This is a genomic window from Streptomyces sp. NBC_01235 (assembly GCF_035989285.1).
Taxonomy (GTDB): domain Bacteria; phylum Actinomycetota; class Actinomycetes; order Streptomycetales; family Streptomycetaceae; genus Streptomyces.
Genome location: NZ_CP108513.1, coordinates 1,712,502 through 1,724,449, shown reverse-complemented (window position 1 = coordinate 1,724,449; position 11,948 = coordinate 1,712,502). Strand labels below are relative to the sequence as shown.

8 protein-coding genes are annotated in these 11,948 nt (G+C 68.8%); 2 read left to right on the top strand and 6 right to left on the bottom strand.

Annotated features, from left to right (window positions below; genetic code table 11):
• The first annotated feature begins 2 nt into the window (after nt 1-2).
• Nucleotides 3-731, top strand: a complete 729-nt coding sequence (locus tag OG289_RS07155; protein ID WP_327313152.1) for an alpha/beta fold hydrolase — start codon at nt 3-5, stop codon at nt 729-731.
• Nucleotides 732-1,219: 488 nt separating this feature from the next.
• On the opposite strand, the gene OG289_RS07150 is transcribed toward OG289_RS07155, so the two are convergent.
• The 6 genes from OG289_RS07150 to OG289_RS07125 all read right to left on the bottom strand — a co-directional run bounded on the left by OG289_RS07150 (nt 1,220) and on the right by OG289_RS07125 (nt 10,232).
• Nucleotides 1,220-3,241 carry a non-reducing end alpha-L-arabinofuranosidase family hydrolase gene (locus tag OG289_RS07150; protein ID WP_327313151.1) on the bottom strand — a complete coding sequence of 674 codons (2,022 nt, stop codon included), beginning with the start codon at nt 3,239-3,241 and terminating at the stop codon, nt 1,220-1,222.
• Nucleotides 3,242-3,296: 55 nt separating this feature from the next.
• The gene (locus OG289_RS07145) at nt 3,297-4,901 is read right to left on the bottom strand and encodes a glycoside hydrolase family 43 protein (protein ID WP_327313150.1); all 1,605 of its coding nucleotides are present in this window, start codon (nt 4,899-4,901) and stop codon (nt 3,297-3,299) included.
• Between the two features lie 702 nt (nt 4,902-5,603).
• Entirely contained in the window at nt 5,604-6,305 is a 702-nt protein-coding gene (locus tag OG289_RS07140; protein WP_327313149.1) for a FadR/GntR family transcriptional regulator, read from the bottom strand.
• Between the two features lie 85 nt (nt 6,306-6,390).
• A complete protein-coding gene (locus OG289_RS07135) occupies nt 6,391-7,434 on the bottom strand; it encodes an ABC transporter permease (RefSeq protein ID WP_327313148.1) in 1,044 nt (347 codons plus the stop codon).
• Nucleotides 7,435-7,436: 2 nt separating this feature from the next.
• Nucleotides 7,437-9,050 carry a sugar ABC transporter ATP-binding protein gene (locus tag OG289_RS07130; protein ID WP_327313147.1) on the bottom strand — a complete coding sequence of 538 codons (1,614 nt, stop codon included), beginning with the start codon at nt 9,048-9,050 and terminating at the stop codon, nt 7,437-7,439.
• A 132-nt stretch (nt 9,051-9,182) separates the two neighbouring features.
• Nucleotides 9,183-10,232, bottom strand: a complete 1,050-nt coding sequence (locus OG289_RS07125) for a sugar ABC transporter substrate-binding protein (RefSeq protein ID WP_327313146.1) — start codon at nt 10,230-10,232, stop codon at nt 9,183-9,185.
• Between the two features lie 851 nt (nt 10,233-11,083).
• Here OG289_RS07125 and OG289_RS07120 point away from each other — a divergent pair.
• Entirely contained in the window at nt 11,084-11,935 is an 852-nt protein-coding gene (locus OG289_RS07120; protein WP_327313145.1) for a fumarylacetoacetate hydrolase family protein, read from the top strand.
• Nucleotides 11,936-11,948 lie beyond the last annotated feature (13 nt).

The following is an 11,948-nucleotide window of genomic DNA, read 5'->3' as shown; positions in this document are numbered from 1 at the left end:
GCATGAGCGAGACCTTCGTCCTGGTGACGGGCGCCTGCCACGGAGGATGGGCCTGGCGCCCCGTCGCGAACGAGCTGAGGGCCGCCGGGCACGAGGTGCACACCCCCACGCTGGCCGGACTGGGCGAGGGCGACGACCCGCGCGACGTGACCCTGACCGACTGTGTGAACAGCCTCGTGGAGTACGTCGAACGCGCCGGTCTGACGGACATCACGCTGGTCGGCCACAGCTGGGGCGGCTACGTGCTGGTGGGCGCGGCGCCCCGGCTGGCCTCCCGGCTGCGGCGGCTGGTCTTCTGGAGCGCGTTCGTGCCGGGCGACGGCGAGTCGCTGATCGACGCGTGCCCGCCGCACTACGGCGAGATGTTCCGCGCCGTGGCGGCTGCTTCCGGCAACAACGGAGTGACCTTCCCGTTCGAGGTGTTCCAGCAGGCGTTCATGCAGGACGCCGACGAGGAGACACAGCGAATCGTCCACTCCCTTCTCGTGCCCCAGCCGCTCGGCACTTTCACGGAGAAGCCGGACACGAGTGAGTTCTACGCGCTGGACATCCCGACCGCGTACGTCCTGTCCGAGGAGGACCTCTCCCTCCCCGGCGAGTGGCACTGGGCCGAGCGCTTCCCCCAGCGCCTGAAGAACCCGCTGATGATCGAGACCCCCGGCAGCCACGAAGCCCTCTTCACCCGCCCCGCCGAACTGGCCGACGCGTTCGTCCGGGCTTGCGCGATATAGAGCGGCCTCATGGCGTCCGGCGCCGAGAAGGGCACCTGCCCCGCATACAGGTGCCCGCCGGTGCTGCGGGAAGAAGCCGAGCTTCTTCGGCCAGTACGAGACCAGCAGGTTCTTCGGCTGCTGGCGGTACACCGATGTGACGCCTGCTGACCTGTGCAGATGGCGTACACCGGAGGTTCTGCGCGGTGCCTTGGCCCGCGACTGGTCCGGATCTTGGCTGCGGCGCAGCAGCCTTGGACCTCCAGTCCCAGCGTTCGTGCGCAGACCGCACACGCGCCGGGTGCCAAGTCGTCCGGCATGAGGGAGCACCCGAGGGGAAGCCCCTTGCTGCCGCGGCGCGGTGGGATGGACCCCGTGGCCGAGACGCCGGCGTGGTGGAACGCCCGGATCCAGGGCGGCGGCACTGACCTGCTGTGGACGTTCACGGCCCGCCGACCGGTCCGGGACGTGGGCCCCGCACGAGCTGCGGGGCCCACGTCGTCAACTGGTCAGCAGGTCGAGTTGGTCTGGGTGAGCAGGCCCAGTCGCCACGGCAGGTTGTTGTAGTCGCCGCCGGCGTTGGGGTCCTTGCCCTGGTACAGGTACTGCAGCTTGCAGGCCGGGATCGTGAGGGTCTGGTCGTAGCCCGCGCGGATCATCTCGCCGTGACTGATGTCCCGGGTCCAGGTACCGGCGGGGAAGGTCACGTTGCTCGACTTGGCGAACGGGTTGCTCTCGGACGCGGCCAGCGGTGTCCACGATCCGGCGAGGCTGCTCGTCGTCCAGGAGCGGAAGTAGCGCCGGCCGTCCGAGCCGATGGCCTCGACGAGCAACAGGTACTGGTTACTGCCCTGCACCTTGTACACGTTGCTCGCTTCGAACAGGGCGTACTTGTTGGAGTCCTGGGCCGCGATGACGGTGTTGGTGAAGCCGTTCGGGAACTGGCCGACGGTCGTCTGGGAACGGTAGAGGTGCCCGTTGTCGTCGGAGGAGAACAGGTAGCAGTTGGCACTGTCGCAGATCACCCACATGTCGACCCAGTAGCCGCTGCCGATGTTCTGCCTGATGATGTCCGGCATCGACGAGTAGAAGTTGCGCGGTGCGCTCCACCCGTTCGGATTGCTGATGTCGGGGTTCGTGGAGTACGAGGCGTTGCCCGTCTGGTAGACGAGGTACCACAGGCGCTGCGGCGCGTTGTAGAAGACCTGGGGCGCGGCCCGGTACCCGGCGCCGATGGCGGTGCGGTCCAGGTAGTAGTGCGTGGCCGAGCCCGCCTGCGACCAGTCGGAGAAGTTCAGGTACACGAGGTTGTACCCGGCGGAGTTCGCGGTGCTCGCGAACACGTGGTACTTGCCGTTGTAGTAGACGACCGTCGGGTCCTTGATCCCCGCGATGTTGTGGGTCGAATCCGGTTTCGGCGCGATCAGGGCGCCGCTGGAGCTCCAGGAGAAGCGGGAGGGCAGCGCGGCGGCGGACCGGGGCGAACGGGCGTCGGCCCGCTTCGTCGCAGCCGTGCCGCCCATCGAGGTGAGCGTTGACTGGTAGGCCGGTTTCTTGTTGCCGTTGCGGTCGAACAGCAGGGGGTTCTCCCCGCTGCGCCAGGAGTCGCTGTCGCGGATGCCCCAGACGGTGATGCCGGTGCAGCGGGCCACGTTCATGCAGGCCCTCACCGTGTTCGCGTAGGCCGTCGCCGGCGCCTGGGCGATGTCCAGTTCGGTGATCTGGACATCGACGCCGAGGGCGGCGAAGTTCGCCAGCGTGGTCTGGAAGCTCGACGGCGGGCCACCGGTGCCGAAGTGGGCCTGGAAGCCGACGCAGTCGATGGGCACCCCACGCGCCTTGAAGTCGCGCACCATGCGGTAGACGCCCTGGGTCTTCGCGGCGTTCCAGTCCTCGATGTTGTAGTCGTTGTAGCAGAGCTTGGCCGCCGGGTCGGCCGACCGCGCGGTGCGGAAGGCCTGCTCGATGAACCCGTCGCCGAGCAGGTTCTGGAACACCGAGGGGCGGTGCTGGCCGCTGCCGCCGTCGGCGAACGCCTCGTTGACCACGTCCCAGGAGTGGATCCGGCCCCTGTAGTGGTTCGCCACCGTGGTGATGTGGTTGTTCATCACGCTGCGCAGCGTGTTCGCGTCCGTGATGGAGCTGACCCAGCTGGGCAGTTGGGAGTGCCATACCAACGTGTGGCCGCGCACGCGCTGACCGCGGGCCGTCGCGCGGTTGACGATCTGGTCGGCGGGGCCGAAGTTGAACGAGCCCCGAGACCGCTCGGTCGTGTCCCACTTCATCTCGTTCTCGGGTGTGACCGAGTTGAACTCGCGGTCCAGGATCGCGCTGTATGTGCCGTCGCCGAGCTTTCCGGCGGCCACCGCGGTCCCGAAGTACCTTCCGGACTGGGCGGCTTGTGCGCCGAGCGTGGAGGCCCGGACGGCGTCGGGTGCGGCGGTCGCGGCCCCCGGAGTGACCAGGGTGGCCAGAGCAAGCAGGGATAACACCGAGGCTCGGCGACGGCCGAGCCGTTTCAGCGGGTTCATGGTTCTCCTCGTACGGTTGGCGGGGGGTTGGGTTGGTGCGGTCGGTGGGATCGGGTCAGGGCGTGGACAGCTCGAACCGCGGGAAGCGGACCGCGCCGCCGAGTGCCTGGGTGGCGTGGTTGAAGAGGGCGAATCGGTAGCCCATGAAGAACCGCCAGTCGTTGCCCATGGAGAAGGAGGGGCCGAGGCGGATGAAGTCGATGCCGTCGGTGCTGTAGGAGAAGGTTCCGGGGCGTGCCGCGCCGGGGCGGATGTCCGCGCCCGCGCGCAGCCAGACGCGGCTGCCGGACGCGATCGCGCTCGCGGCCTCCGTGCCCGTGCCGGTGGTGTTCCAGTTGCCGTCCATGGTCAGCCCGTTGACCATCACCACCCGTGTCACGCCGCCGTCGCGCTTGACGCCGATCCAGGCGGAGGAGTCACGCAGCAGCGCGAGTCCGGCCCGGTCGCCGTCCCGCATCGCCGAGAAGTCGAGCTCGACCGTGGCGGTCGAGGTGGGGCCCTGGATGCGGTGGGTGAGCGTGTTGCGGGCCCAGTACAGGTCGTTGGTGACGGTCGCGGTCCGCAGAGTCAGTCCGTTGCCGACCGACCACTTGGTGTTGTCCGGGTTGTGGTTCCACTCCCACTTCGGTTTCAGGGTCGTGCCGTCGAAGGTGTCGACACCGACCATGGGGGTGACCTGGCGGGGTGGAGTGGGCACGATCGGGCTGGGGTACGAGGTGCCCCAGGCGCCGTTCACGAGTTGCACGACGGGCCAGCCGTCCGAGGTCCAGGTGACCGGCGCCAGGGCAGGTACCCGGCCGCCGGGGTACGCGTCCACGAAGGCCAGGTAGTACCAGTCGCCGCTCTGCGTCTGCACCAGCCCGCCCTGGTGCGGGACGCCACCGCCGGGGATCGGCCCGCGCAGGTCCAGCAGGACCTGCCGCATCGTGTACGGACCGAAGGGGCCGCTCGACGACTTCAGGATGTACTGGCCGTTGGCGGGCCGGGTCAGGAAGATGTAGTACTGCCCGTTGATCTTGTAGAAGCGGGAGCCCTCGAGGGTGCCGACGCTCGACGGTGTGGTGAAGACCTGCTGCGTGCGGACCTGGCTGCGACCGTCGGGCGAGAGCTGGGCCACGCTGATGGTGGTGTTGCCGTAGGCCACGTACAGGGTGTCGTCGGTGTCGACGAGCAGTCCCGCGTCGTAGTAGGGCGTGCTGATCGTGGTGAGCCGGCTCCACGGACCCTCGACGGCGGTTGCGGTGTAGATGTAGGTCCTGGTGAAGTCGATCTGGCCGAGCCAGTAGAAGGTCCTGTTGCTCGGCCGGTAGGCCAGCGACGACGCCCAGATGCCCCGGACGTAGCCACGGGCGCCGTTCAGGTCGTACTTGGTGCCGAAGTCGAGCACGGGCACCGAGTGGCCGGCGATCTCCCAGTTCGTCAGGTCGTACGACCGCAGGACGGGTGCCCCGGGCGAGTAGTGCATGGTCGACGCCGAGGCGTAGTAGGTGGCGCCGACGCGGATGACGTCGATGTCCGCGAAGTCCTGCCAGATCACCGGGTTCGTGAACGCCGCGGCGGCCGCGCGGGCGGGGGTGGGCGGAAGCAGGGCACCGGTGACCAGGCCGGTGGCGGTGGCCAGCACCCGGCGCCGGCCCAGAGGTTGATCAGAGCATGACATATCCATGTGTCGATCTCTCTGCGAGGGAGCGCTGTGTGGGCGGATTGGTCCCGCGAGGTTCGGTATTGCGAACGTCAATCGACTCATCGAGCACCCTGGATGATACGAGGCCGACAGCTCCCGTCAATATGTCTCGCATGATTCGGTGACAGCGCCGAAATATTTCGATGCCACCCACGCTCGTCAATCGGTGAAGCCGGCCGCGGTCATCACTGCCGGTGGCCGACGGGATGAGAGTGGAACAATCGACCTGCCGAATGGTGTTGACACGCCCCGGAGTCTCTCTAATATCCGTGAAGGTCGGCGATCCGAAAGTGGACCGAAATTTCGAACGTTGCTGTAAGGGCTATAGATGCTCCATGCTCCTTTCCCGCTGGTCGGTCATCCCTTGTCTGGCGCCCTTCCGCCCGCACTGAACGGACACAACAACCTGCCGACAGTCGCCGCATCAGCCCAGCCCCTCCCCGGCGCCGCCGGTAACCAGCCCACGGCGCCCCACCCGGAAAGGAGCCCACGGTGCCCAGACCACCGGGCAGGCGACCGCTCCTCCCGTGAATTCATGGCGCGAGCCCGAACCGGACCGGGCGCCGGTGCGACCGGATGCGAGGTGGCGCCGGTGCGCGGGCATGGCCCGCCGCCACCCGGTCGGTGCGTGGGAGGGGGGACCGGATGGCGGCGGGGGCCGAATGGGAGCGTGCGAGGTCAGTCGTCGATCGCTCGTATCGGGTCGTCGGTCAGACTGGTGGCCAGCCACTGCTCCACGGCCGTGATGTGGACGGTCGCCGCAGCGGCGGCGAGCAGGGCGTCGCGTGACTGAAGCGCGCTGAGGATCTGCTCGTGGTCGGCGTGGGCGTTCTGCAGGGCGTGACTGGTCTGGCTGCCGCGGACGATGCGGACACGCTGGGTCCGGGTGGAGAGCACTTGCAGCAGCATCGACAGCACGGGGTTGCCGACCGCTTCGACGATCCTGAGGTGGAAGGCGATGTCGTGGGCGACGAACTCCTCCACGGTGGCGACGGTCCGGGACCGCTCGAGGATGTTGCGCAGTTCCCGGAGGTCCTCCTGCTTGAGCAGCGCGGCGGCCAGGCCTGTCGCCTGCGGTTCGAGCAGTCTTCGTACCTGGAGCAACTGCAGAGCCGTGTGGCCCTGGGAGACGTCGGCGGCGAAGGAGAGGCTCTCCAGCAGGAGATGGGGCTCCAGACTGGAGACGTATGTGCCGTCGCCCTGCCGGGTGATCAGGATGCGCATGGCCGTCAGCGCCCGGACCGCCTCGCGCAGGGAGTTCCGGGACAGGCCGAGCTGTCCGGCGAGGATCTCCTCCTTGGGAAGCCGGGAGCCGGGCGCGAGTTCACCGGCGACGATCATCGCCTTGATCTTGTCGATCGCCTCGTCCGTCAGTGCCACGAGGGTGCCTCTCTGAGTCGGGACGCGCCCGCCGGCGACTCCGCCGGGCCTGACGCGGGCCGGCGGAGCCGCTTGCGGTACGGGGTCATTCCTGCTTCTCGCCGGAGGCGAAGCGGGAGATGATCAAGGCGACGATGATGATCGCTCCGTTGAGGAACTGGTTCCACAGCGGCGGTACGCCCGCCAGCGTCATGACGTTCACGACAAGCTGGAGGGTGAGGACGCCGGTGAGGGCGCCGAACACCGAGCCCTTGCCGCCGTTGAGGCTGACTCCGCCGATGACGGTCGCGGCGAAGACCTGGAAGATCCAGCCGCTGCCCTGGGTGGCGGAGATGGAGCCGTAGTGGCCGCTGTAGAGGATGCCGGCGAACGCGGCGAGGACGCTGCCGAGGATGAGGACGATCCATACGATGCGGTCGACGCGGATGCCCGCGGTGCGGGCCGCCTCAGCGTTGCCGCCGATCGCGTACAGCGCCCGGCCGTGCCGGAGCCAGGCCAGTGCACTGCCGCCGAGGGCGAAGAGCAGCGCGCACACCCAGATGGCGGCGGGTACGCCCAGCCAGGACGCCTTGCCCAAGTAGGTGAAGGAGGAGGGCAGCTCGACGATCGACTGGCCCTCGGAGAGGGCGACCTGGAGGCCGCGGAGCATGGTCAGGGCGCCGAGGGTGACGATGAAGCCGTTGAGGCGCAGCTTGAGGATGAGGAAGCCGTTGACGGCACCGATCACCGCGCCGACCAGCAGACAGAGGGGGATCGCCGTCCACTCGGGAAAGAGACCGAGCCCGTTGAACCGGCCGCCGCTGGTCGGCAGGACGAGCCACACGGCGATGACGGGAGCCACACCGATGGTCGACTCGAGCGACAGGTCCATCCGTCCGGCGACCAGGATGAAGGTCGTGGCGAGCACCAGCAGGCTCAGTTCGGTGGACTGCTGGGCCACACCGATGAGGTTGTCGGCGGTCAGGAAGGCCGGCGAGACGATGAACCCGATCAGGCCGAGGACGAGGATCGCCGGGACCAGGGACAGTTCACGGAAGCGCCCGAGGTCGACCCGGCGGCCCGTGGCGTCCGCGGCGGCCGGCTCAGCCTTGCTCACTGCGGGGTCGGTGAGATCTGTGGTGGCGGACATGACTACCTTCCGTGCTCGTCTGCGCCGGTTGAGGCGGGTACGGCGGATGCGGGGGACGCGGTGGCGCGGGCCGTGTCGCCGCTGACGCCCTCGATGGCGGCGACGACGACTTCGTCCTTCCAGCCGCGGTCGAGCTCGGCGACCACGCGCCCGTGGAACATGACGACGATCCGGTCGCAGACCTTCAGGTCGTCCAGTTCGTCGGAGACGATCAGTGCGGCCTTGCCGCCGTCGGCGACCTGCCGGATGCGGCCCAGGAGGAACTCCTTGGACTTGACGTCCACCCCGTTGGTGGGGCGGATGGCCACCAGGACGTGCGGATCGGTGGCCAGGGCACGGGCGACGACGACCTTCTGCTGGTTGCCGCCCGAGAGTGCGGAGACCGGCGTGGCGGCTCCCGGGGTCTTGATGTCGAGGTCCCGGATCATGCGCCCGGCGAACGCCTTGGTGCGGGCCGGCAGCACCGTGCCGAACGGACCGAGCTGGTCGGTGACGGTGAGCGTCGCGTTCTCCGCCACGCTGCGGTTGTTCACCAGGCCCTGGAGGTGGCGGTCCTCGGGGACCAGACCGACTCCGGCGGTGAGCGCGGACGGCACACTGCCGGTGCGCACGCTCCTGCCACCGACCGTGATCCGGCCGTCCTTGGCGCGGTGCAGACCGGCGATCGCCTCACCCACCTGCACATTGCCGCTGGCGGTGGCGCCGGCGAGCCCGACGACCTCGCCGGAGCGGACCGAGAGGGAGATGTCCTCGCAGACGCCGGGCAGTGTCAGGCCGTCGACCGCCAGCAGTTCCGGGGCATTCGCCGGCGCGACCGGAGACCGGCCGGCGGTGGCGTTGACCGTGGAGGCCGACTCGCCGGTCATGGCCTCCACCAGCGCCTGGTGGCCGAGTTCGGCGACGGGCGCGGTGAGGATGTGGGCCGCGTCACGGTAGACGGTGACCGTGGTGCAGAGGTCGTACACCTCTTGCAGGTGGTGGGAGATGAACAGGAAGGCGACGCCTTGGCGCTGGAGGTCGTGGAGCTTGCCGAACAGCCGGTCGATGCCGCGGGCGTCGAGTTTCGCGGTCGGCTCGTCGAGGATGATGAAGCGTGCGCCGAACGACAGGGCCCGTGCGATCTCGACGAACTGCCGCTGCTCGACGGTGAGGTCCTTGGCCCGCGCGGTCGGGTCGACGGCCACGCCGTACTCGCCGAGCAGCTCCTCGGCCCGCCGGCGCAGTTGCTTCCAGCGGATGGGCTGCACCGCCCCGGAGCTCTGCCGGTTCAGGAAGAGGTTCTCGGCGACGGTCAGGTCACCGATGATGGTGGAGCGCTGATAGACGCAGGCTACGCGTGAGCGCCAGGCGTCGATGTCGCCGAAGGCAGGCGCCGACTCGCCGGAGAAGCGCAGGGTGCCGGTGTCGGGTTGCTGGAGGCCGGTGAGGATGGACACGAGCGTCGACTTGCCGGCGCCGTTGCGTCCGACCAGGGCGTGCGCCTCGCCGGGGGCGATGGTGATACGGGCGTCGCGCAGCGCGACGGTCGGGCCGAATCGTTTGCTGATGCCGGTCGCCTCGGCCACAGGGGCCAAAGTGCCGGGGCCGGTCGCCGGGGCGGTCGCTGTGTCCGCCATGGTGGATACCGTCCTTCGTGTACGGAGGCTGGAGCCGAGGGGCGCGGGCGGGTACCCGCCCCGGCGGGGCGGGGTAGGCGTCGGGGGCGGGGGCTGCCCTCCCCCGACGCGGCGGGCAGGAACTGACGGTCATCAGCCGACGTTGTTGCCCCACAGGGTCTTGTCGTCGACGTTGTCCTTGGTGACCAGTGGGGCGGGCAGCTGGTCCTCGAGACCGTTGGGCAGCTTGATGATGGTGGAGTCGTGGTCGGTCGCACCCGGCTTGAAGGTCTTGCCCTCGGCGGCGGCCTTGGCGTAGTACAGCGCGTACTTGGCGTAGAGGTCGGCGGGCTGGGAGATCGTGGCGTCGATCTGTCCCTTGCGGATGGCGTCGAACTCCTGCGGGATGCCGTCGTTGGAGATGATGCTGATGTGACCCTTCTGCCCGGCGGGCTTGAGCAGGCCCTTCTGCTCCAGCAGGGCCAGCGTCGGCTGCAGGAAGACGCCGCCGGCCTGCATGTAGATGCCGTTCAGGTCGGGGTGCTGGGCGAGCAGGCTCTGCAGCTTGGCGGAGGCCACGTCGCCCTTCCAGTCGGTGGGCAGCTCGAAGACCTTGATGCCGGGGAACTTCTGCTTCATGCATGCGGCGAACGCCTCGGAGCGGTCGCGCCCGTTGATCGAGTCCAGAGCGCCCTGGAACTCGGCGACCTTGCCCTTGCCACCGAGCTGCTTGCCGAGGAACTCGCAGGCCTTGGTGCCGTACGCCCTGTTGTCGGCGCGGACCACCATGTAGACGTCACCCTTGTCGGGTCTGGTGTCGACGCTGACCACGGGGATCTTCTTCGACGCGAGGGTGTCGAGGGTGGAGGCGATGGCGCCGGTGTCCTGGGGCGCCATGACGACGGCCTTGGCCCCGGTGTTCTGGAACACCTGCACGTTGGCGACCAGCTTGGTGACGTCGTTCTGCGAGTTGCTGATCGGCAGCGCCTTGATGCCGTCGGACTTGACGTCCTTCTCGATGTACTGCGCGTAGGAGTTCCAGAAGTCGGAGTCGGAGCGCGGCAGGTCGATCCCGATGGCGGGCTTGTCACCGCCCGAGGCGGCCGAGCCGGTGCTTTCGCGGTTGCACGCGGTGGCGAGGGCCAGCACCGCGAGGACGGCGGTGGCGGCTGCGGCGGTGGAGCGGGTGCGAGCGAGCTTCATGGCCGTGTTCTCTCCTTAGCCAGGGGCACTGGGCCGCAGGGCAACGGTGGTGAGGGCGTACCTGCCTGCGGGGGAGGGGCGAGGTCGCCGGACGGGCAGTTGCCGATCCGGCGCGAAAAATGCGCGGATCGTGCCCTGAGGGATGGGTGTGAGGGTCAGCCGGGGACCGAGGATGCGGAGGCGACGCGACCGTGCGGATGCGAGCCGAACGGGCGCACTGAATGCTGCGAGCATTCCTCCGATGTATCTCGGACGTGAGGACGTTACGGCGACGTTGCCGACGTTGACAAGAGTTCGCCGCCAGAGATTTGTGGGACATCACGCCGTAGGGCGTCGAGGTGCCGTTCCGGCCTCGGTGATCCGTGCTGACCACCCGCGCGACCTGCAGGGTTTCTGCCTTCGTGCCTGACGGGCGATGCGCCGCAGCAGCTCACGATTCAGCAACGGGGCCGCCTCGAGCGGTGGGGAGGGAGCAGAAGCGGGCCCCGAGGGCCGCATTCCCCTCGGGGTGGCCGGAGGATTCCTGCCGACCTCGCTCTCACCAGGGGAGATGGGCCTGCAGCTCACCTTGGATTCATCGGATGGCGGGTTACGTGTCGACCTCGTGGCCATGCGTGACCATGGTGAATCTGCCTTGGTGAGCGCTTGGCCGGCCACGCCGACGAAATACATCCGAGGAATCCATTGTCAGGTGCGATCCCCGCATCTAAGGTCACTGTGCCGCCATACATCCGATGACTGCGATGTGATGGGCGAAGCCCGTCGGCAGGTCCGGCCCGGCGCACCGCAGGCGGCCCGGCCCTACGGCCGACCACCTCTCAGACGAGACCCGCATGGCAAGGGAGCCCCCAGTGAAACTGCTACGAGTCGGCGCCCCCGGTCAGGAGCGGCCCGCTGTCCTTACCGACGACGGCCGGCTGCTGGACCTGTCCTCAGTGACCCCGGACATCGACGGGGTCTTCCTCGCCTCCGGGGGAGTGGAGCGGGCCCGCGCGGCCGTCGCGGCGGGAGAGCCGGCCGAGCTCGACCAGGACGGTCTGCGGATCGGCCCACCCGTCACCCGCCCCGGCAAGGTCATCTGCGTCGGTCTCAACTACCGCGACCACGCTGCCGAGACGGGCGCGGCGATTCCCGCGCGCCCAGTGGTGTTCATGAAGGACCCGGGCACGGTCGTCGGCCCGTACGACGAGGTGCTGATCCCCCGAGGCTCGGTCAAGACCGACTGGGAGGTCGAGCTGGCGGTCGTCATCGGACGGCGGGCCCGCTACCTCGACGGCCCCGAGGCCGCGCGCGCCGTGATCGCGGGCTATGCGATCAGCCATGACGTCTCGGAGCGCGAGTTCCAGCTGGAGTACTCGCCGCAGTGGGACCTGGGCAAGTCCTGCGAGACCTTCAACCCGCTCGGCCCGTGGCTGGTCACCGCCGACGAGGCCGGCGACCCGCAGAACCTCGGTTTGCACCTGAGCGTCAACGGCGTGAAGCGGCAGGACGGCCACACCAGCGACATGATCTTCCCGGTCGACCACATCGTGTCGTACTTGAGCCAGTACATGGTCCTGGAACCGGGGGACGTGATCAACACCGGTACGCCCGCGGGCGTGGCTCTGGGGCTTCCCGGCACTCCCTTCCTGCGCCCCGGCGACACCGTCGAGCTTTCTGTCGACGGCCTCGGCAGCCAGCGCCAGACCTTCGCCCAAGCGTGAAAGGCAGCACCAC

Bases quoted from the DNA above. Each gene is read 5' to 3' on its own strand.
- OG289_RS07155 (WP_327313152.1), top strand. From the start codon at position 3: ATGAGCGAGACCTTCGTCCTGGTGACGGGCGCCTGCCACGGAGGATGG.
- OG289_RS07150 (WP_327313151.1), bottom strand. From the start codon at position 3,241: ATGAACCCGCTGAAACGGCTCGGCCGTCGCCGAGCCTCGGTGTTATCC.
- OG289_RS07145 (WP_327313150.1), bottom strand. From the start codon at position 4,901: ATGTCATGCTCTGATCAACCTCTGGGCCGGCGCCGGGTGCTGGCCACC.
- OG289_RS07135 (WP_327313148.1), bottom strand. From the start codon at position 7,434: ATGTCCGCCACCACAGATCTCACCGACCCCGCAGTGAGCAAGGCTGAG.
- OG289_RS07130 (WP_327313147.1), bottom strand. From the start codon at position 9,050: ATGGCGGACACAGCGACCGCCCCGGCGACCGGCCCCGGCACTTTGGCC.
- OG289_RS07125 (WP_327313146.1), bottom strand. From the start codon at position 10,232: ATGAAGCTCGCTCGCACCCGCTCCACCGCCGCAGCCGCCACCGCCGTC.